This window comes from Nonomuraea sp. NPDC050202 (genome assembly GCF_040656115.1).
Taxonomy (GTDB): Bacteria; Actinomycetota; Actinomycetes; order Streptosporangiales; family Streptosporangiaceae; genus Nonomuraea.
In genome coordinates this window covers 1-20,786 of sequence record NZ_JBFALF010000008.1, presented here as the reverse complement: position 1 = coordinate 20,786, position 20,786 = coordinate 1, and the positions used below count along the sequence as shown (strand labels likewise).

Below are 20,786 nucleotides of genomic sequence, written 5' to 3'. Positions count from 1 at the left end.
CGCGTTGACATCGTCGTGAGACGCCGCCTAACCTCGCGCGCCGGAAGTAAAACGTTTCTATAAGGGGGGGCGCTCGTGATCCGCGCTGCCATCGTAGGGGCCGGCGCCATCGCCGCGCACAGCCACATGCCCGCCCTGCGGGCCCACGGCGACCGGGTCGAGCTGGTGGCCGTGGCGGACGTGGACGAGACCAGGGCCCGATCGCTGGCCGGCGGCGCGGCGGCGGTGTACACGGACCTGGAGGAGCTGCTCGCCGCCGAGCGGCCCGACCTGGTGATCGTCTGCACGCCGCCGTACCTGCACGCCGGGCAGGCCGTCGCGGCCCTGTCGGCGGGCGCGTGGGTGTGGTGCGAGAAGCCGGCCGCGCTCTCGCTGGCCGAGCTCGACCGGATGGCGGCGGCCGAGGGCCCCGGCGGGCCGTACCTGTCGGTCGTCTACCAGCAGCGCTTCGGCTCCGGCGCCGAGCACCTGCGCGCGCTGGGCGGGGCGCTGGGCCGCCCGATGCTGGCGCTGTGCCAGACGACCTGGCACCGGGGCGAGGAGTACTACGCGGCGCCGTACCGCGGCACGTGGGCCGCCGAGGGCGGCGGCACGACGGTGCTGCACGGCGTGCACCAGATGGACCTGATGTTGTCGGTGTTCGGCGACTGGGCGGAGATCACGGCCATGGCCGGGCGGCTGGACCGGCCGATCGAGACCGAGGACGTGTCGCTGGCCATGGTGCGCTTCGAGAACGGCGCCATGGGCTCGGTCGTCACCAGCGTGCTGTCGCCGCGGGAGGAGAGCTACCTGCGCTTCGACTTCGCCGACGCCACGGTGGAACTGCGCCACCTGTACGGCTACGGCAACGCCGACTGGACCTCCACCTCGCCGCTGTGGAGCCCGCCCGAGGACGTTCCCAGCAGCCACGCCACCCAGCTCGGCCTGCTGCTGGACGCCTACGAGCGCGGCGAGCGCCCGCCGGCCTCCGGCGCGGACGCCAGGCGGGCCATGGAGTTCGTCACCGGCCTGTACGCCTCCGCCTTCACCGGCCGCCCGGTGCGGCGCGAGGAGATCACCGCGGAGAGCCCGTTCTACCACCGGCTCGACGGCGGCGTTGAAACGTTCTTCGCTGCCGCGACCCCATGAGTCACGGGAGCATCCCGGGCCGCCACCGAAACGCCCGTGCTGACCTGGGCGGACAGCATGCTCAGGCGGCGCGGGTCTTGTGCGCAATACGGCCGGAACGTTTTAATCCCCCGTAAACATAGGCGTAACGGACTGTGAGCGCTAACAGTTATCTCGAAAGGCAGACATTCATGCCGGATGGCATCGCGTACGGCGGCGACTGGAATCCCGAGCAGTGGCCCGAGGAGACGTGGGAGCAGGACGTCGCGCTGATGCGCGAGGCCGGCGTCAACCGGGTCAGCGTCGGGATCTTCTCCTGGTCGTCGCTGGAGCCCGTCGAGGGCGTGTTCGACTTCGGCTGGTTCGACCGGGTGATGGACCTGCTGGCCGAGAACGGGATCGGCGCCAACCTCGCCACCCCCACCGCCTCCCCGCCGCCGTGGTTCTCGGACGCCTACCCGGAGGCGCTGCCCGTGGACGCCGACGGGCGGCGCCTCTACCACGGCAGCAGGCAGGGCTTCTGCCCCAGCTCGCCCATCTACCGCGAGAAGGCCCTGCGCATCGCCGAGCAGGTGGCGCTGCGCTACCGCGACCACCCGGCGCTGGCCCTGTGGCACGTGCACAACGAGTACGGCTGCCACAACGCCCGCTGCTACTGCGACACCTCGGCCGCCGCCTTCCGCGCCTGGCTGCGCACGCGCTACTCCTCGCTCGACGCGCTCAACGAGGCGTGGGGGACCGCGTTCTGGTCCCAGCGCTACAGCGACTGGGCGCAGATCCTGCCGCCCCGCGCCACCCCCAGCTTCCCCAACCCGGGCCAGCAGCTCGACTTCCGCAGGTTCAGCTCCGACGCGCTGGTCGAGCTGTACGTCGCCGAACGCGACCTGCTCAAGCAGCTCACCCCGGACGTGCCCGCCACCACCAACCTGATGGCCGGCGCGCACTGGGACATGGACTGCTGGGCCTTCGCCGCCGAGCTGGACGTGGTCTCCACCGACCACTACCTGATCGGCGCCCGCCGCGAGCGCCACATCGACCTGGCCTTCGCCGCCGACTACGCCCGCTCGCTGGGCGGCGGCCGGCCGTGGCTGCTCATGGAGCACTCCACCAGCGCGGTCAACTGGCAGCCGCGCAACCTCGCCAAGACCCCCGGCGAGCTGCGCCGCAACTCCCTCCAGCACCTGGCCAGGGGCGCGGACGGGATCATGTTCTTCCAGTGGCGCCAGTCCAGGGCGGGCGCCGAGAAGTGGCACTCGGCGATGGTGCCGCACGCCGGCACCGACACCAAGATCTGGCGCGAGGTGGTGGCGCTCGGGGCCGAGCTGGCGGGGCTCTCCGGCGTGGCGGGCAGCACGGTCAAGGCCGACGTCGCCCTGCTTCTCGACCACTCCAGCGTGTGGGCGCAGGACCACCCCGCCCAGCCCACCTCGGAGCTGGACCCGGTGGAGGAGGCCAAGCGCTGGCACGCCGCGCTGTGGCGGGCCGGCGTCACCTGCGACCTGGCCCACCCCGAGGGCGACCTGACCGGTTACCGCCTGGTCGTGGTGCCCCAGCTCTACCTGGTGAGCGACGCGGGGGCGGCCGGCCTGGAGGAGTTCGCCCGGCGGGGCGGGGTCGTGGTCGTGGGCCCGTACAGCGGGATCGTGGACGAGCACGACCGGGTCCGGCTGGGCGGCTACCCGGGCGCCTGGCGGGACCTGCTCGGGGTGAGCGTCGAGGAGTTCTTCCCCCTCGACGCGCCGATCCGGCTGGCGTCGGGCGCGACCGGCGGCGTGTGGAGCGAGGCGGCCCGGGTCACCACCGCCAAGGTGCTCGACACGTACGCGAGCGGGGAGCCCGCCTGGACCCGCAACGAGTTCGGCGACGGCTCGGCGCACTACCTGACCACCCTGCTCGACGACGCCGCGCTCGCCGAGGTCCTCGCCACGGCCTGCCGCGAGGCGGGGGTGTCGCCCGAGGCCACGAGCGTGCCGGGGGTCGAGGTCGTCCGGCGCTCGCACCCGGACGGGCGCTCCTTCCTGTTCGCCGTCAACCACACCACCGAGGACGCCACCGTCACGACCGCCGGTGGCGACACCGTCACCGTCGCGGCCGGCGACGCGGTGGTGATCCCCGGCTGACCCGCCGCGACCCGGCCGCAGGCGGGCGGCGAGCTTCCCCAAGGACCGCTCACCCGCCTGCGAGGTGCGTTAAAACGTGTCACCCCCCGGAGCGGGTTCCGCCGCCGCATCGGGGGTCGCTGGTCCATTGACAGCGAGCACCAGTAATCATAGTTTCCTGCACGACGGATTAAAACGTTTTGAAGGGAGTGTCAGTGCAACGCGTCTGCTTCCTGCTGAAAGTCCGCCCAGAGCGGCTGGCGGAGTACCGCGAACGCCACCGCGACGTCTGGCCGGAGATGCGAGAGGCGCTGTCGCGCACCGGCTGGCACAACTACTCGCTCTTCCTCAGGGACGACGGCCTCCTGGTGGGATACCTGGAGACCGAGGACTTCGAGGCCGCACAGAAGGCGATGGCCGGGACCGAGGTCAACGCCCGCTGGCAGGCCGAGATGGCGCCGTTCTTCGAGGGCCTCGACGGCCGCCCCGACGAGGGCATGGTCCCGCTGACCGAAGTGTTCCACCTGGATTGATCGGGGAGTAATGACTGACATCAAGGCCGCGCTGCGGTCGCAGCGCATCGAGACGCCGTCCTGGGCCTACGGCAACAGCGGCACGCGGTTCAAGGTGTTCGCCCAGCAGGGCGTGCCGCGCGACCCGTACGAGAAGCTGGCCGACGCCGCCCAGGTGCACGCCTACACCGGGATTGCTCCCACCGTCGCCCTGCACATCCCGTGGGACAAGGTGGACGACTACGCCGACCTGGCCCGCCACGCCCGCGAGGCGGGGGTGCAGATCGGTGCGATCAACTCCAACGTCTTCCAGGACGACGACTACAAGCTGGGCAGCGTCACCCACCCCGACGCGCGGGTGCGCCGCAAGGCCACCGACCACCTGCTCGAGTGCGTGGACATCATGGACGCCACCGGCTCCGACACGCTGAAGCTGTGGTTCTCCGACGGCATCAACTACCCGGGCCAGGACGACATCAGGGCCCGCCAGGACCGCCTGGCCGAGTCGCTGGCCGAGGTCTACGACCGCCTGGGCGAGGGCCAGCGTTTCCTGCTGGAGTACAAGCTGTTCGAGCCGGCCTTCTACGCCACCGACGTGCCCGACTGGGGCACCGCCTACGCGCACTGCGTCAAGCTCGGCCCCAAGGCACAGGTCGTCGTGGACACCGGCCACCACGCCCCGGGCACCAACATCGAGTTCATCGTCGCCTTCCTCCTGCGCGAGGGCAAGCTCGGCGGCTTCGACTTCAACTCCCGCTTCTACGCCGACGACGACCTCATGGTGGGCGCGGCGGACCCGTTCCAGCTCTTCCGCATCATGTACGAGGTCATCAGGGGCGGCGGGTTCACCGACGAGGTCGCGTTCATGCTCGACCAGTGCCACAACATCGAGCCCAAGATCCCCGGCCAGATCCGCTCGGTCATGAACGTGCAGGAGGCCACCGCCAAGGCGCTGCTCGTGGACCGCGACGCGCTGAGCGCCGCGCAGAACGAGGGCGACGTGCTGGGCGCCAACGCCGTCCTCATGGACGCCTACAACACCGACGTGCGGCCGTTGCTCGCCGAGCTGCGCGAGGAGCAGGGCCTCGCGCCCGACCCGATGGCCGCCTACGCCAAGTCCGGATACTTCGAGAAGATCGCCGCCGAGCGCGTCGGCGGCAACCAGGCAGGCTGGGGGGCCTGAAGCACCATGTCCAACGCCATGTCCAACGTCATCAACGAACTCCTCGAGCGTTCCCACCGCCTGGGCGCCGACCCGCGTAACACCAATTTCGCGGGCGGCAACACCTCGGCCAAGGGCACCGAGCCCGACCCCGTCACCGGCGAGGACGTCGAGCTGCTCTGGGTCAAGGGCTCGGGCGGCGACCTCGGCACCCTGAAGCAGGCCGGTCTCGCCGTGCTCCGCCTCGACCGGCTGCGCGCGCTCAAGGGCGTCTACCCGGGCGTCGAGCGCGAGGACGAGATGGTCGCGGCCTTCGACTACTGCCTGCACGGCAAGGGCGGTGCCGCGCCGTCCATCGACACCGCCATGCACGGCCTGGTCGAGGCCGGCCACGTCGACCACCTGCACCCCGACGCGGGCATCGCGATCGCCACCGCCGCCGACGGCGAGGAGCTGACCAGGCGCGTCTTCGGCGACAGGGTCGTGTGGGTGCCGTGGCGCCGGCCCGGTTTCCAGCTCGGCCTGGACATCGCCGCCATCAAGGAGGCGAACCCGCAGGCCATCGGCTGCGTCCTGGGCGGCCACGGCATCACGGCCTGGGGCGACACCTCGCAGGAGTGCGAGGCGCGCTCGCTGGAGATCATCCGCACCGCGGAGGCGTACCTGGCCGAGCACGGCCGTCAGGACCCGTTCGGCTCGGTGATCTACGACACGCTGCCCGAGGCCGAGCGGCACGAGCGGGCCGCGGCGCTGTTCCCGCTGATCCGCGGCCTGGCCTCGACCGACATCCGCGTGGTCGGCCACTACACCGACACCCCCGAGGTGCTCGACTTCGTCTCCCGCGCCGAGCACCCGAGGCTCGCCGCGCTGGGCACGTCCTGCCCCGACCACTTCCTGCGCACCAAGGTCGCGCCGCTGGTGCTGGACCTGCCGCCGGACGCGCCCCTGGAGCAGGTCGCCGAGCGGCTGCGCGAGCTGCACGCCGCCTACCGCGAGGAGTACACCGCCTACTACAACCGGCACGCCACCCCCGACTCCCCGGCCATCCGGGGCGCGGACCCGGCGATCGTGCTGGTGCCGGGCGTCGGCATGTTCTCCTTCGGCAAGGACAAGCAGACCGCCCGCGTGGCCGGCGAGTTCTACGTCAACGCCATCAACGTCATGCGCGGCGCCGAGTCCGTCTCGACCTACGCCCCCATCCCCGAGTCGGAGAAGTTCCGCATCGAGTACTGGGAGCTGGAGGAGGCCAAGCTCCGCCGCATGCCCAAGCCCAAGCCCCTGGCCACCAGGGTCGCGCTGGTGACCGGCGGCGGCTCGGGCATCGGCGCGGCCACCGCCCGCCGGCTGGCCGCCGAGGGCGCGTGCGTGATCGTGGCCGACCGCGACCTGGGCGCGGCGGAGAAGGTGGCCGCCGAGATCGGCGCGAGCGCGTACCGCGTCCCGGACGTCGCCGTGGCGGTCGGGGTGGACGTCACGTCGGAGGAGCAGATCGTCGCCGCGGTACGCGCGGGCGTGCTCGCGTTCGGCGGCGTCGACCTGGTCGTCAACAACGCCGGCCTGTCGCTGTCGCGCGCGCTCCTGGAGACGACGCTGGCCGACTGGGACCTGCAGCACGACGTGATGGCGCGCGGCTCGTTCCTGGTCTCCCGCGAGACGGCCAAGGTCATGATCGACCAGGCCATGGGCGGCGACATCGTCTACATCTCCTCCAAGAACTCCGTCTTCGCCGGCCCGAACAACGTCGCCTACGGCGCCGCCAAGGCCGACCAGGCCCACCAGGTGCGCCTGCTGGCGGCCGAGCTGGGCGCCCACGGCATCCGCGTGAACGGCGTCAACCCCGACGGCGTCGTGCGCGGCTCCGGCATCTTCGCCTCCGGCTGGGGCGCCAACCGCGCGGCCGTGTACGGGGTCGAGGAGGACAGGCTCGGCGAGTTCTACGCCCAGCGCACCCTGCTCAAGCGCGAGGTCCTGCCCGAGCACGTGGCCAACGCGGTCTTCGCGCTCACCGCCAGCGACCTGAGCCACACCACCGGCCTGCACGTCCCGGTGGACGCCGGCGTGGCCGCCGCCTTCCTGCGGTAGGAGGCGCTAGGAGTAGGCCGCCACCATACCGGCGAGCATCAGCACGACCCCGGCCGCCGTGACCAGGATCCCTCCGGTCACGGCGGCCCGGCGCCCCCTGCGCGCCCCCAGCCAGTACATGACCACGTACGGCAGGAACCCCAGCCCGCCCAGCCCCATTCCCGGCAGTGCCAGCGCCGCCAGCACGCCCTTCGCACCTGCCGGCACGGCCCGGTCGCCCTCCGGCGTGAGCTGGGCCCGCAACAGGTCGCCCGCCTCGGAGTCGGGGGAGGCGGCCACCTCCACGACCGCGTCCCCGTTGTCGGGCGTGAACTGCCCCCTGCAGTCGTACCGGCCCTCGCCCAGGTCCTCACATGAGACGACGCGCAGCGTCCCCGGCGTGCCCGCCCGCCCCGTGGCCAGCTCCAGCTCTCCGGTGGCCAGCACCATCGGCGTCAGGCAGACCCCCAGCCACAGCAGCACGAGAACGCCACGTCCCCAGGGCCCGGGGCCTCTGCCACGTGTACCGGACGGCGATTCGGACAAGAACTCGGTCATGGCCTCCATCCTGGCGCCCCCGTCTTGGAGCTCACCTGCACGTGACAAGTCTCACGATGCGGGCGGCAAGGGCGCTCTGGCTTGCATGTTCATCCTCTAGAGTGCATTATTTTCACAAGCAAGGTCATGAGCTATGATGCATAAACATGCATTCGGGAGGGGTGGCATGAGAGCAGCGGTCGCGGGAGCCAGCGGCTACGCGGGAGGGGAGCTGCTCCGCCTCCTGCTCGGCCATCCCGAGTTCGAGATCGGCGCGCTCACCGCCGCCTCCAGCGCCGGCAGCCGCCTCGGCGCCCACCAGCCCCACCTGCCGCAGCTCGCCGACCGGGTCATCGAGGACACCACGGCCGGCACGCTCGCCGGCCACGACGTGGTCTTCCTGGCGCTGCCGCACGGCCACTCGGCCGCCGTCGCCGCGCAACTGGGCGAGGAGACGGTCGTGGTCGACTGCGGGGCCGACCACCGGCTCGCCGACCCGGCCGCCTGGCAGGAGTTCTACGGCGGCGAGCACGCCGGCACCTGGCCCTACGGCCTGCCCGAGCTGCCCGGCCAGCGCGAGCTCCTCAAGGGCGCCAGGCGCATCGCCGTGCCCGGCTGCTACCCGACCTCCGTGCTGCTCGCCCTGGCGCCCGCGTTCGCCGCCGGCCTGGCCGGGCCCGACGTGGTCGTCGTGGCCGCCAGCGGCACCAGCGGCGCCGGCAAGTCCCTCAAGCCGAACCTGCTCGGCAGCGAGGTCATGGGCTCGGTCAGCGCGTACGGCGTGGGCGGCGTCCACCGGCACACCCCCGAGATGGAGCAGGGCCTGTCGGCCGTCGCGGGCACGCCCGTACGGGTGTCGTTCACCCCGACGCTGGCCCCCATGAGCCGCGGCATCCTGGCCACCTGCTCCGCCCCCGCCGCGCCCGGCGTCACCGGTGAGTCGCTGCGGGCCGCCTACGAGGTAGCGCTGAAGGACGAGCCGTTCGTGCGGCTCCTGCCCGAGGGCCTGTGGCCGGCCACCTCCATGACGTACGGCGCCAACACCGCGGCGCTGCAGGTGACGCTCGACCCGCGCGCGAACCGCGTGGTCGCCGTCATCGCCATCGACAACCTCACCAAGGGCACCGCCGGGGGCGCCCTGCAGAGCGTGAACCTCGCCCTCGGCCTGCCGGAAGAGCTCGGCCTCCCCACGACAGGAGTTGCTCCATGAGTGTCACTGCCCCCCTGGGGTTCAGAGCCGCGGGTGTCGCCGCCGGAATCAAGTCCGGCGGCGCCCGCGACCTGGCCCTCGTCGTCAACGACGGGCCCAGCCGCGCCGCCGCGGGCGTCTTCACCGCCAACCGCGTGAAGGCCGCGCCCGTGCTGTGGTCGCAGCAGGTCCTCGCGGGCGGGCGGCTGCGAGCGGTGGTGCTCAACTCCGGCGGAGCCAACGCCTGCACCGGGCCGGAAGGCTTCCAGGACACCCACGCCACCGCCGAGAAGGTCGCCGAGGCGCTGGAGGACTCCGCGGGCGAGATCGCGGTCTGCTCCACCGGCCTGATCGGCGAGCGGCTGCCGATGGACGAGCTGCTGTCCGGCGTCGAGACCGCCGCGGGCCAGCTCTCCCGCGACGGCGGCCTGGCCGCCGCCGACGCCATCCGCACCACCGACACCGTCTCCAAGATCTCCTTCAAGCGCGGCACCGGCTACATGGTCGGCGGCATGGCCAAGGGCGCCGGCATGCTCGCCCCCGCCCTGGCCACCATGCTCTGCGTGATCACCACCGACGCCGACCTGACCAGCGAGGAGCTCGACGCCGCGCTGCGCAAGGCCACGTCGGTGACGTTCGACCGGCTCGACACCGACGGTTGCATGTCCACCAACGACACCGTGCTGCTGCTGGCCAGCGGCGCCGCCGGCGTCAAGCCTGACCTGGCCGAGTTCGAGCAGCGGGTCATCGAGGTCTGCGCCGACCTGGCCCGGCAGCTCCTGGTGGACGCCGAGGGCGCCTCCAAGGCCATCGCCATCGAGGTGGTCGGCGCCGCCTCCGAGGACGACGCCGTCAAGGTCGGCCGCTCCGTGGCCCGCTCCAACCTGCTCAAGTGCGCCATCCACGGCGAGGACCCCAACTGGGGCCGCGTCCTGGCCGCCGTCGGCACCACCGACGCGGTGTTCGAGCCCGACCGGCTCAACGTGGCCATCAACGGCATCTGGATCTGCCGCGGCGGCGCGGTCGGTGACGACCGCTCCAAGGTGGACATGCGCCCCCGCGACGTGACGATCACCATCGACCTGTCGGCGGGCCCGCACACCGCGACCGTGCACACCACCGACCTGACGGCCGACTACGTCCACGAGAACTCGGCGTACTCCTCATGAGGCTGACCACCGCGCAGACCAAGGCCGAGGCGCTGATCGAGGCGCTGCCCTGGCTGACCCGCTTCCACGGCGCGACCGTCGTCATCAAGTACGGCGGCAACGCCATGACCGAGGAGGCCCTCAAGGAGGGCTTCGCCGAGGACGTCGTCTTCCTGCACCAGGCCGGCCTGCGCCCGGTCGTCGTGCACGGCGGCGGCCCGCAGATCAGCAGCGCGCTGGACAAGGCGGGCATCCCGTCCACGTTCACCGCCGGCCTCCGGGTCACCACCCCAGAGGCCATGCAGGTCGTCAGGATGGTGCTCACCGGCCAGGTCAACCGCGACATCGTGGGCCTGGTCAACCGGCACGGCCCGTTCGCGGTCGGCATGTCCGGCGAGGACGCCCACCTGTTCACGGCCGTGCGCAAGCACGCCATCGTGGACGGGCAGCCGGTCGACATCGGCCAGGTCGGCGAGATCATCAAGGTCGATCCCGGCGCCGTGAACGCCCTGCTCGACAACGGCCGCATCCCGGTCATCTCCAGCGTGGCCAGGGGCGACGACGGAGAGATCTACAACGTCAACGCCGACACCGCCGCCGCCGCGCTGGCCGTGGCGCTCCAGGCCCACAAGCTGATCGTGCTGACCGACGTCGAGGGCCTGTACGCGAGCTGGCCCGACGACACCGACGTGATCGACCTGCTCACCGCCGACGAGCTCGAAGCGATGATGCCCACACTGTCCAGCGGCATGGTGCCGAAGATGGAGGCGTGCCTGACGGCCGTGCAGGGCGGGGTGCCGCAGGCCCACGTCCTCGACGGCCGCGTGCCGCACTCCCTGCTGCTGGAGATCTTCACCAATGAAGGAATCGGAACGATGGTGATGCCCTCATGAGCCTGTTCGAAAGGTTCGAAAGCGCCTTCATGCCCAACTACGGCGTCCCCCCGGTCGCCCTGGCGCGAGGCGAGGGCTCCCGCGTGTGGGACGTGGACGGCAAGCAGTACCTCGACTTCATCGCCGGCATCGCGACCAGCTCGCTCGGCCACGCCCACCCGGCCCTGGTCGAAGCCGTCTCCAAGCAGGTCGCCACGATCGCGCACACCAGCAACCTGTTCCTGCACGAGCCCGAGGTGCTGCTGGCCGAGCGGCTGCGCGCCCTGCTCGACGCCCCCGTCCGGGTCTTCCTCGCCAACTCCGGCACCGAGGCCAACGAGGCGGCCTACAAGCTCGCGCTCAAGTACGGCAGGCGCGAGGGCCGCTCCTACTTCGTGGCCGCCGAGAACGGTTTCCACGGCCGCACGATCGGCGCCCTGTCCCTGACGGGCAAGAAGGCGATCCGCGACCAGTTCGGACCGTTCCCCGTGCCCGTCCGGTTCGTCCCCTACGGCGACGCCGACGCGCTCAAGGAAGCCGTGACCGGCGACTGCATCGCCGTCTTCCTCGAGCCCACCCAGGGCGAGGCCGGCGTCGTGCCGCCGCCCGACGGCTACTTCGAGGCGGCCCGCGAGATCTGCGACTCGACCGGCGCGCTGCTGGTGGCCGACGAGATCCAGTCGGCCATCGGCCGCAGCGGCCACTGGTTCGCCCACCAGGCCGACGGCGTCGTCCCCGACATCCTCACCCTGGCCAAGGGCCTGGGCGGCGGGCTGCCGATCGGCGCCTGCATCGGGTTCGGCGACGTGGGCAAGCTGTTCGAGAAGGGCGACCACGGCTCGACGTTCGGCGGCAACCCGGTCTCGTGCGCCGCGGCGCTGGCCGTGCTCGACACCCTCGACCTCGACCACGTCAGGTCGGTGGCCGCGCGGCTGCGTACCGGGCTGGAGGCCGTCCGGGAGCCGCTGCTCAAGGGCGTGCGCGGCCGCGGCCTGTGGCTGGCCGCCGTGCTGGCCGAGCCCCGCTCGGCCGAGGTGCAAAAGGCCGCCGCGAACGCCGGCTTCCTGGTCAACGCCCTGCAGCCCGACGCCGTACGCATCGCGCCCCCGCTGATCGTGACGGCCGACGAGGTGGACGCGTTCGTTGCCGCGTTCCCCGCGATCCTGGCGGAGGCTTCCCAGTGACCAGGCATTTCCTGCGTGATGACGATCTGACCCCCGCCGAGCAGGCGGAGGTGCTCGACCTCGCCGCCGCCATGAAGAAGGACCGGTTCGGCTACCGCCCCTTCGAGGGCCCGCAGACCGTCGCCGTCCTGTTCGACAAGCCGTCGGCCAGGACCCGCGTCTCCTTCCACACCGGCATCGGCGAGCTCGGCGGCCTGCCGCTGATCGTCGACAACGTCTCGGTCCTCATGGGCCGCGGCGAGCCGACCGCCGACATCGCCCGGGTGCTCGACCGGCAGGTGGCCGCCATCGTCTGGCGCACCACCGGCCAGGAGCTGATCGACGAGATGGCCGCGCACTCGCGGGTGCCGGTCGTCAACGCGCTCACCGACGACTTCCACCCCTGCCAGATCCTGGCCGACCTGCAGACCGTCCAGGAGCACCTCGGCCGCACCGCCGGGCTCACGCTCACCTACGTCGGCGACGGCGCCAACAACATGGCCCACTCCTACCTGCTCGGCGGGGCCACGGCCGGCATGCACGTGCGCATCGCCGCCCCGCCCGGCTACCAGCCCGACGCGGTCATCCTCGACCAGGCCGCGGCCATCGCCGCCAGGACGGGCGGCTCGGTGTTGGCGCTGTCCGACCCGGCGGCCGCCGCCCAGGGGGCGCACGTGATCGCCACCGACACGTGGGTTTCGATGGGCCAGGACGGCAAGGAGGAACGGGTGGCCGCTCTCATGCCGTACCAGGTGAACTCCGAGCTGCTGCGGCACGCCGCGCCCGACGCCGTCGTGCTGCACTGCCTGCCCGCCTACCGAGGCTACGAGATCACCCCCGAGGTGCTCGACGGGCCGCAGAGCGTGGTGTGGGACCAGGCGGAGAACCGGCTGCACGCCCAGAAGGCCCTGCTGCACTGGCTAGTCTCCCGCACATGATGATCCCGATGACCAAGGCCGCGCGGCAGGCGAAGATCACCGACCTGCTGCAGCGGAAGGCCGTGCGCTCCCAGCCCGAGCTGGCCAAGCTGCTCGCCGAGAGCGGCGTGGAGGTCACCCAGGCCACGCTCTCGCGTGACCTCGACGAGCTCGGCGCGCTCAAGCTGCGGGCCGACGACGGCTCCCTCGTCTACGCGCTGCCCGGCGAGGGCGGCGGCCGCATCCCGCTCACCCGGCTGGGCAGCGGCGAGAGCCCCGCCGCCCGCCTGCACCGCATCGCGGAGGAGCTGCTCGTCGGCGCGGAGGCCTCGGCCAACCTGGTCATCGTGCGGACCCCGCCGGGCGCGGCGCAGTTCCTCGCCTCAGCCATCGACCACGCCGACTGGGAGTCCATCCTCGGCACGGTCGCCGGCGACGACACCATCCTCGTGATCAGCCGCGACCCGGCGGGCGGCCAGGCCCTCGCCGAGGCGCTGCTGAAGGCCGCCGACCGGCGAAGCTAGAAGACTTTGGAGATTGGAAAATGCCCGACAGAGTAGTGCTCGCCTATTCAGGCGGCCTCGACACCTCGGTCGCCATCCCGTACCTCGCCGAGAAGATGAACGCCGAGGTCGTCGCCGTCGCCGTGGACCTCGGCCAGGGCGGCGAGGAGATGGACGTCATCCAGAAGCGCGCCGTCGACTGCGGCGCCGTCGAATCTGTCGTGGTGGACGCCAAGGAGGAGTTCGCCGCCGACTTCTGCGTGCCGGCCCTGCAGGCCAACGCGCTCTACATGGACCGCTACCCGCTGGTCTCCTCGCTGTCGCGCCCGCTGATCGTCAAGCACCTGGTGTCGGCGGCCAAGCGGTTCGGCGGCACGATCGTCTCCCACGGCTGCACCGGCAAGGGCAACGACCAGGTCCGCTTCGAGGCCGGCCTGGCCGCCCTGGCCCCCGACCTGCAGGTCATCGCCCCCGCCAGGGACTTCGCCTGGACACGCGACAAGGCCATCGAGTACGCCGAGGCCAAGGGCCTGCCCATCGAGACCTCGAAGAAGAACCCGTTCTCCATCGACCAGAACCTCTGGGGCCGCGCCGTCGAGACCGGCTTCCTGGAGGACATCTGGAACGGCCCCACCGAAGAGGTCTACTCCTACACCGCCGACCCGGCGCAGCAGCGCGAGCCCGACGAGGTCGTGATCACCTTCGAGCAGGGCGTCCCCGTCAAGCTCGACGGGCGCTCGCTCACGCCGTACCAGGTCGTCGAGGAGCTCAACCGGCGCGCCGGCGCGCAGGGCGTGGGCCGCATCGACATGGTCGAGGACCGCCTGGTGGGCATCAAGTCGCGCGAGGTGTACGAGGCGCCCGGCGCGATCGCCCTCATCGCCGCCCACATGGAGCTGGAGAACGTCACCGTCGAGCGCGACCTGGCCCGCTTCAAGCGCGGCGTCGACCAGCGCTGGAGCGAGCTCGTCTACGACGGCCTGTGGTTCTCGCCGCTCAAGAGCGCGCTCGACGCGCTCATCGCCGACGCGCAGAAGCACGTCAACGGCGACATCAGGATGACCCTGCACGGCGGCAGGGCGACCGTGACAGGGCGCCGCTCGCACGACTCCCTGTACGACTTCTCACTCGCCACCTACGACACGGGCGACACCTTCGACCAGTCCCTGGCCAAGGGCTTCGTCCAGCTGTTCTCCCTCCCCGCTAAGATCGCGGCGGCCCGGGACGCGAGGAAGGGCTGAGTTGCACTATGGTCTCGGGGGACGCGAAGGAGATGACGGTGAGTGATGGCAAGCCGATGCGGCTGTGGGGCGGACGCTTCGAGAGCGGCCCGTCCGACGCGCTGGCCCGGCTGTCGGTGAGTGTGCACTTCGACTGGCGGCTGGTGCCGTACGACCTGGCGGCGTCCAGGGCGCACGCCCGCGTGCTGCACAGAGCGGGGCTGCTGACCGCCGAGGAGCTCGAGCGCATGATCGGCGCGCTCGACGACCTGGAGCAGGCCTGCAAGGCGGGCGAGTTCCGGCCGACGGTCGCCGACGAGGACGTGCACACCGCGCTGGAGCGCGGCCTGCTGGAGCGGCTGGGCTCGCTCGGCGGCAAGCTCCGCGCCGGCCGCTCGCGCAACGACCAGATCGCCACCGACCTGCGCCTGTACCTCCGCGACCACGCCCGTTCGGTCGTCTCCCGGCTGGTCGAGCTGGAGACGGCGCTCATGGCCCAGGCCGAGCAGCACGCCGAGACGGCCGCGCCCGGCATGACGCACCTGCAGCACGCGCAGCCCGTCTCCTTCGGCCACCAGCTCCTGGCCCACGTGCACGCCTTCGCGCGCGACATCGACCGGATCACCGACTGGGACAAGCGCGCCGCGATCTCCCCGCTCGGCTCCGGCGCCCTCGCGGGCTCCTCGCTGCCGCTCGACCCGCAGGCCGTCGCGGAGGAGCTGGGCTTCGCCGCCGCCGCGCCCAACTCGATGGACGCCGTCGCCGACCGCGACTTCGCCGCCGAGTTCCTGTTCGACGCGGCCATGATCGGCGTGCACCTGTCGCGGCTGGGCGAGGAGATCGTCCTGTGGGCCTCGCAGGAGTTCCGCTGGATCGAGATGGACGACGCCTACTCCACCGGCTCGTCGATCATGCCGCAGAAGAAGAACCCCGACGTGGCCGAGCTGGCCCGCGGCAAGTCAGGGCGGCTGATCGGCAACCTGATGTCGCTGCTCACCACGCTCAAGGGCCTGCCGCTGACCTACAACCGCGACCTGCAGGAGGACAAGGAGCCGGTGTTCGACGCGGTCGACACGCTGCTGCTCGTCCTGCCCGCGATGGCCGGCCTGGTCGCCACCATGCGGGTCAACACCGCGCGCATGGAGGCCTCCGCCCCCGACGGTTACGCCCTGGCCACCGACCTGGCCGAGCTGCTCGTCCGGCGCGGGGTGCCGTTCCGCGACGCGCACGAGGCCGTCGGCCACCTCGTCGTGTGGTGCCAGGTCAACGACAAGGACCTCGGCGAGCTGACCGACGACGAGCTGGCCAAGGTCTCCTCCCACCTGACGCCCGACGTCCGCGACGTGCTCAGCGTCCCCGGCGCCCTGGCCGCCAGAAAGGCCCACGGCGGCACCGCACCCGACCGCGTCCGCGACCAGCTCGTCGCGCTGCGCGAGGCGGTCGACGCGCAGGCGGCATGGGCCGCGGGGAGCTGAGCTTCGAGCGCGGCGGCGAGCTGAGCCCGGTGCCGCTGCCGCGCGGCTTCTTCGACCGGCCGTCCCACGAGGTGGCGCCCGACCTGCTCGGGCGCGTGCTCGTGCACGGGCCCGTCGCCGTACGCCTGACCGAGGTCGAGGCGTACGGCGGCCCAGGCGAGGACCCGGCGGCGCACACGTACCGGGGCAGGACACCCCGCAACGCGGTCATGTTCGGCCCGCCCGGGCACCTGTACGTGTACTTCACCTACGGCATGCACTTCTGCGCCAACCTCGTCTGCCTGCCCGACGGCTCGGGCTCGGCCGTGCTGCTGCGGGCGGGTGAGGTGGTGGCCGGCGAGGCGGAGGCCCGCGCCCGGCGCACGGCGGCCAAGCCGGTCGCCTTCCGGGACCTGGCGCGGGGGCCCGCCCGGCTGGCCGTCGCGCTCGGCCTGGAGCGCGAGCACAACGGCCTCGACGCCATCCTCGAAGGCTCGCCCGCCGGCAGACCGCACGCGTCGGCCACCATGCTCGAAGGCCGGCCCGCCGACCCCGGCCAGATCAGGTCAGGCCCGCGCACCGGCATCTCGACGGCCAAGGACACGCCCTGGCGGTTCTGGATCGACGGCGACGAGACCGTCTCGCCGTACCGCGCTCACGTGCCCCGCCGCCGCAGCGCCGCCGCCACCTCCGTGGGGGAGGTGCCCAGGTCGTGAGCGCTGAAGATGTGCAGGTTGTCGCCGGTGTCGATCTCCAGCATCTCGCTGCGCAGCCCCCAGCGCCTGCGCACGTCGACCTTGATGTCCCAGATCGACTCCCACGGCACGTGCCGCCTGCCCGCGAACCCGTGCACCACGGTGATGCCGCTCGGGTCGGCCGCCAGCCGTACGGGGACGAGCACGTCACGCAACCCCATCGCACCCACCAGCACGGCCGCGGGCACGGCCAGGATCACACCCCGGAAATCCCCCTCGAACCACCAGTAAACGGCGAGCCCGGCACACACCAGAGCCCCTAAGATCTTGAAAACGGCCAGCTCGCGACGGACCCTCCACATGGACACCCAGCGTATCCAAGTGGCGCGCATGCGCACCGATCGGGCAGGCTAAAGGCATCCGCATCCGAACAGGAAAGCCAGATCACCGTGACCGACATCCTTGACGACCTCGCGTGGCGAGGCCTGATCGCCCAGTCCACCGACCTCGACGCGCTGCGCGCGTCCATGGCCAAGGCGCCGATCACGGTCTATTGCGGCTTCGACCCGACGGCGGCGTCCCTGCACGTCGGACACTTCGTGCCGCTGCTGACGCTGCGCCGCTTCCAGCTCGCCGGTCACAACGCGATCGGCCTGGTCGGCGGCGCCACCGGCCTGATCGGTGACCCGAGCGGCCGTAACACCGAGCGCTCGCTCAACTCCACCGAGGTCGTCGCCGAGTGGGTGGAGCGCCTGCGCGGCCAGGTCGGCAGGTTCCTCGACTTCGACGAGTCGCGCCCCAACCCGGCCCGCCTGGTCAGCAACCTCGACTGGACCGGCGAGCTGAGCGCGATCGAGTTCCTGCGCGACATCGGCAAGCACTTCCCGGTCAACCGCATGCTGGCCAGGGAGTCGGTCTCCGCCCGCCTGGCGGGCGAAGGGCTCAGCTACACCGAGTTCAGCTACCAGATCCTGCAGTCCAACGACTTCCTGGAGCTGTACCGCCGCTACAACTGCACCCTCCAGGTCGGCGGCAGCGACCAGTGGGGCAACATCACCGCCGGCGCCGACCTGATCCGCCGTGTCGAGGGTGCGCACGTCCACGTCGTCACGCTGCCGCTGATCACCAAGGCCGACGGCACCAAGTTCGGCAAGACGGCGGGCGGCGCGCTCTGGCTCGACCCCGCCATGACCTCGCCGTACGCCTTCTACCAGTACTTCCTCAACTCCGACGACCGCGACGTGATCCACTACCTCAAGGTGTTCACGTTCCGCTCCCGCGAGGAGATCGAGGAGTTGGAGAAGGCCGTCGCCGAGCGGCCCTTCGCCCGCGAGGCCCAGCGCACGCTGGCCGAGGACCTCACCGAGCTGCTGCACGGGCGGCAGGAGCTGGACGCTGTGCTGGCCGCCTCCAAGGCGCTGTTTGGCCAGGGCGCTCTGGAGGAACTTCCCGCCTCGACCCTCGAGGCCGCGCTGGCCGAGGTGCCCAAGGCCACCGTGCCCGCCCTCGGTGCCTCGTTCGTCGACCTGCTGGCCGACAGCGGGCTGGTCGAGTCGAAGTCGGCTGCCCGGCGGGCGGTCAAGGAGGGCGGGGCGTACCTCAACAACCGCAAGATCACCGACGAGGCGTACGTGCCGGTGGCCGACGACCTGCTGGCCGGGCGCTTCATGGTGCTGCGGCGCGGCAAGAAGTCGATCGGCGGCGTCGCGGTCGGCTGACCGTCTTCGGCCGAGCGGGTCCTTCGTAGTGCGGAGGGCCCGCTTTCGCGTTGGCCCCGGGCATCTGGACGATGCGGGGCGGCCAAACCAAGCGGAGAGAGCGGTCCACTGGCTGGTTCGTCAGCCGCCTCACTGGCTGGCTGATGAACGCGTGAACAACGCCACCGTCAGCCCGGGCAGATCACCGGAGTGCTTGGCCACACTGAGCTCGAACCCGGCCTTCTCCACCTCCGCGACCCGAGCGATGGAGCCCGCCTCCAGCCCCGACTGCTTCGTCCCCCGCCACACGACCCAAACCCGCTCGCGCCCCTCCAAGGCCCCCGAGACATCGGACCCCTCCGGATAACCGAATCCATCGGGATCAGGCGCGCTCCCCGCCAGCAGCACGTCCACCGGCATGAGCGAGTCGGCGTAGTAGTCGAACCCCGCGCGCAACTGGCTCTGCCCGTAGACGATCGCGTCCTCGGGCTCGGCCTTGATCACCCGAAGCGCCCACGGAATGTTCTCGAACCGCCCGTTCTCCTCCCGCACCTCCGCGTGCTCGGAGAACGCCAGCCCGAACCCGACGACCACGACCAGCACCGCCGTCACCACCTGGAACCGGGGCAGCCCCGCCACCGCCAGCCCGGCCAGCAGCGCCAGCGCGGGAGCGGTCACGAACAGATACCGATCCACGTAAGCCGGTGTGACCAGCACCGACACCGCGAGCAGCAGCACCGGAGGCAGCACCAGCCAGCCCACCAGCACCGACGCCCACACCTTGTCGCCCTGCCCCTGCCCTTGCCCCTGGCCCTTGCCTGCCGCCCGCCACATCACCACCGCTCCCGCCAGCGCCATCGCGAACAGCACGACCCCGAGCGTGGCGGACCCCGCCGCCATCTTCGGGAACTTCAGCCACACCTCCGGCCCTCGCTCCGGGATCCAGCTGATCGCGTGCCGTTCCCCGTACCCGATCAACCCCAGCACGGCGGCGGGCACACATCCGACGGCCAGCGCGCTCAGCATCCGCACCGCCACCGCCCACCGCAGCAGCAGGAGCTGGGCGGGCAGGACGAGCACCGCGAACAGGTGCGTGGAGCACACGAGCGCCACCGCCACCCCGTACAGCACCCACCGCCGCGCCGCCCCCGGCCGCTCGACGGCGCGGTGCAGCGCCCAGAACGAGAGCACGACCGCGGCCGCCGCGAACGCGTACGACCTGGCGAACGCCCCGTAGTAGGAAACCGACGGCAGGACGGCGAAGACACCGGCGCCGATCACCCCCGCCCGCGTGCTGTGCAACCGCCGGCCCAGGTCGACCAGGAACCACGCCGCCACCCCGATCGCCACCGCTGACGGCAACCGCAACCACAGCTCCGACGTGCCGGCCTTCGCCCAGAAGTGCATGAACAGGTAGTAGGGCAGGAAATGGCCGTCGATGTGGCGGGCCAGCTCGAACATCCCGGACAGTGAACGCGAGGCGGCGCTGATCGTCGCGAGCTCGTCGCCGTTCAGCGTGGCGGAACCCGTCCCGGAGAACCCGGCCACCGCGCCCACCAGCGCCATCCACCAGGGAGACGAGGAGCGCAGACGTTCGGCCGGGCGGCGAACTGGGGGAGCCAGTGTGGCGGCAGTGGTCACCGGGGCAGGATACGCGCCGGGCGCCGGATAGATGGCGAATGTGATCGTTCAGCCACTTGTGAGGTTACTGAGCAGGGCTGGGGGCGGAGCAGTGCGTCAGACCTCGGACCTCCGACCGGCTGATTGCGGACGTGCCCCGGCGCGGAACGGCCTTGCTTGTGCTGCCTTCGGCATCAGCGGGACACCGAGAGCGGCGTCCTTTGAGATCACGCATCTACGGCGGGCCGGCCGGATCCCTCGCGGGGCGATTTGACGTCTCGCGGATCGCGACCTAATCTTTCACTTCGCCCCGGGAGTGAGCCGGACGCCGGTCAGGCGGACGGGCCCCAGGGCAAGCCCCTTGAAACAAACGAGCCAACCCGGCAGAGCTGCTTCGGCGTGCCTCAGCATGGGCGGCTTCTGGGCGTGCGTGGATCATCGGAAAATCGGTTGATTCGACACGAGCCGGATGCCACGGTAAGTTACGAGGGTTGCCTCGGAGCCGGGGCACGCAATCTTGGAAGATCGAACCGCTTCCAGTCAAGTCGCAGGATTTGACACGGAAACGAGCGATCTGATAAGGTTGAGACGAGCGAGATAGCGCCTCCGCGCTAGGGTTCAGGGAACTGAGTCCGAGCCGGAAGTACGCGTCCGTTTCTTGAGAACTCAACAGTGTGTTAAAAGCCAGTGCATGATTTTCATGCAACACCTCGTCAAGAATTGTTTCTTGATGGATTTGCTCGGATGAATAATCCAGACATTGTTTGGAGAGTTTGATCCTGGCTCAGGACGAACGCTGGCGGCGTGCTTAACACATGCAAGTCGAGCGG

At 71.2% G+C, this 20,786-nt stretch carries 18 protein-coding genes and 1 rRNA gene; 16 read left to right on the top strand and 3 right to left on the bottom strand.

The genetic code is table 11. The features are described from left to right. Positions 1-75 precede the first annotated feature (75 nt). The 5 genes from AB0I79_RS22835 to AB0I79_RS22815 all read left to right on the top strand — a co-directional run bounded on the left by AB0I79_RS22835 (position 76) and on the right by AB0I79_RS22815 (position 6,962). The gene (locus AB0I79_RS22835; protein ID WP_357876014.1) at positions 76-1,128 is read left to right on the top strand and encodes a Gfo/Idh/MocA family oxidoreductase; all 1,053 of its coding nucleotides are present in this window, start codon (positions 76-78) and stop codon (positions 1,126-1,128) included. A gap of 170 nt (positions 1,129-1,298) precedes the next feature. After that, positions 1,299-3,227, top strand: a complete 1,929-nt coding sequence (locus AB0I79_RS22830; protein ID WP_357876012.1) for a beta-galactosidase — start codon at positions 1,299-1,301, stop codon at positions 3,225-3,227. Positions 3,228-3,421: 194 nt separating this feature from the next. Beyond that, on the top strand, positions 3,422-3,739 hold the full coding sequence (locus AB0I79_RS22825) for an L-rhamnose mutarotase (RefSeq protein ID WP_357876010.1): 318 nt from the start codon (positions 3,422-3,424) through the stop codon (positions 3,737-3,739). 10 nt (positions 3,740-3,749) lie between these two features. Beyond that, complete coding sequence (gene rhaI, locus AB0I79_RS22820; RefSeq protein WP_357876008.1) at positions 3,750-4,901, top strand: L-rhamnose isomerase; 1,152 nt, start codon at positions 3,750-3,752, stop codon at positions 4,899-4,901. 18 nt (positions 4,902-4,919) lie between these two features. Then, a complete protein-coding gene (locus tag AB0I79_RS22815; protein WP_357876006.1) occupies positions 4,920-6,962 on the top strand; it encodes a bifunctional aldolase/short-chain dehydrogenase in 2,043 nt (680 codons plus the stop codon). Between the two features lie 6 nt (positions 6,963-6,968). On the opposite strand, the gene AB0I79_RS22810 is transcribed toward AB0I79_RS22815, so the two are convergent. Beyond that, a complete protein-coding gene (locus AB0I79_RS22810) occupies positions 6,969-7,424 on the bottom strand; it encodes a hypothetical protein (protein WP_357876004.1) in 456 nt (151 codons plus the stop codon). Positions 7,425-7,665: 241 nt separating this feature from the next. Here AB0I79_RS22810 and argC point away from each other — a divergent pair, with 241 nt between their 5' ends. From argC to AB0I79_RS22765, 9 genes are read left to right on the top strand one after another with little or no spacing between them, the layout of a single operon-like run. Then, positions 7,666-8,688 carry an N-acetyl-gamma-glutamyl-phosphate reductase gene (gene argC, locus AB0I79_RS22805; RefSeq protein ID WP_357876002.1) on the top strand — a complete coding sequence of 341 codons (1,023 nt, stop codon included), beginning with the start codon at positions 7,666-7,668 and terminating at the stop codon, positions 8,686-8,688. Next, entirely contained in the window at positions 8,685-9,836 is a 1,152-nt protein-coding gene (gene argJ, locus AB0I79_RS22800) for a bifunctional glutamate N-acetyltransferase/amino-acid acetyltransferase ArgJ (protein ID WP_357876000.1), read from the top strand. Before argC ends, argJ begins: the two co-directional genes overlap by 4 nt. Then, positions 9,833-10,708, top strand: a complete 876-nt coding sequence (gene argB, locus AB0I79_RS22795) for an acetylglutamate kinase (protein ID WP_357875998.1) — start codon at positions 9,833-9,835, stop codon at positions 10,706-10,708. Before argJ ends, argB begins: the two co-directional genes overlap by 4 nt. Further along, positions 10,705-11,871 (top strand): acetylornithine transaminase, encoded by a 1,167-nt coding sequence (locus tag AB0I79_RS22790; protein ID WP_357875996.1) that lies wholly within the window; start codon positions 10,705-10,707, stop codon positions 11,869-11,871. The genes argB and AB0I79_RS22790 overlap by 4 nt, the downstream gene beginning before the upstream one ends. After that, positions 11,868-12,788, top strand: coding sequence for an ornithine carbamoyltransferase (gene argF, locus AB0I79_RS22785; protein WP_357875994.1), 921 nt, complete (start codon positions 11,868-11,870; stop codon positions 12,786-12,788). The genes AB0I79_RS22790 and argF overlap by 4 nt, the downstream gene beginning before the upstream one ends. Continuing rightward, positions 12,785-13,291, top strand: a complete 507-nt coding sequence (locus AB0I79_RS22780; RefSeq protein WP_357875992.1) for an arginine repressor — start codon at positions 12,785-12,787, stop codon at positions 13,289-13,291. Before argF ends, AB0I79_RS22780 begins: the two co-directional genes overlap by 4 nt. Positions 13,292-13,311: 20 nt before the next feature. Next, a complete protein-coding gene (locus tag AB0I79_RS22775) occupies positions 13,312-14,511 on the top strand; it encodes an argininosuccinate synthase (protein ID WP_357875990.1) in 1,200 nt (399 codons plus the stop codon). Between the two features lie 32 nt (positions 14,512-14,543). Continuing rightward, on the top strand, positions 14,544-15,965 hold the full coding sequence (gene argH, locus AB0I79_RS22770; protein WP_357875988.1) for an argininosuccinate lyase: 1,422 nt from the start codon (positions 14,544-14,546) through the stop codon (positions 15,963-15,965). Continuing rightward, positions 15,947-16,660: a DNA-3-methyladenine glycosylase gene (locus tag AB0I79_RS22765; RefSeq protein ID WP_357875986.1), complete on the top strand. Its 714-nt coding sequence runs from the start codon at positions 15,947-15,949 to the stop codon at positions 16,658-16,660. Before argH ends, AB0I79_RS22765 begins: the two co-directional genes overlap by 19 nt. Here the strand turns inward: AB0I79_RS22765 and AB0I79_RS22760 are convergent. Continuing rightward, the gene (locus AB0I79_RS22760) at positions 16,600-17,001 is read right to left on the bottom strand and encodes a PH domain-containing protein (RefSeq protein WP_357875984.1); all 402 of its coding nucleotides are present in this window, start codon (positions 16,999-17,001) and stop codon (positions 16,600-16,602) included. The genes AB0I79_RS22765 and AB0I79_RS22760 overlap by 61 nt on opposite strands. 87 nt (positions 17,002-17,088) lie before the next feature. Between AB0I79_RS22760 and tyrS the strand changes: the two genes are divergently transcribed. After that, entirely contained in the window at positions 17,089-18,357 is a 1,269-nt protein-coding gene (gene tyrS, locus AB0I79_RS22755; RefSeq protein WP_357875982.1) for a tyrosine--tRNA ligase, read from the top strand. A 129-nt stretch (positions 18,358-18,486) separates the two neighbouring features. Here the strand turns inward: tyrS and AB0I79_RS22750 are convergent, their stop codons facing one another. Next, the gene (locus tag AB0I79_RS22750; RefSeq protein WP_357875980.1) at positions 18,487-19,977 is read right to left on the bottom strand and encodes a glycosyltransferase family 39 protein; all 1,491 of its coding nucleotides are present in this window, start codon (positions 19,975-19,977) and stop codon (positions 18,487-18,489) included. 740 nt (positions 19,978-20,717) lie between these two features. Between AB0I79_RS22750 and AB0I79_RS22745 the strand changes: the two genes are divergently transcribed. After that, a 16S ribosomal RNA gene (locus tag AB0I79_RS22745) occupies positions 20,718-20,786 on the top strand; the annotation flags it as partial.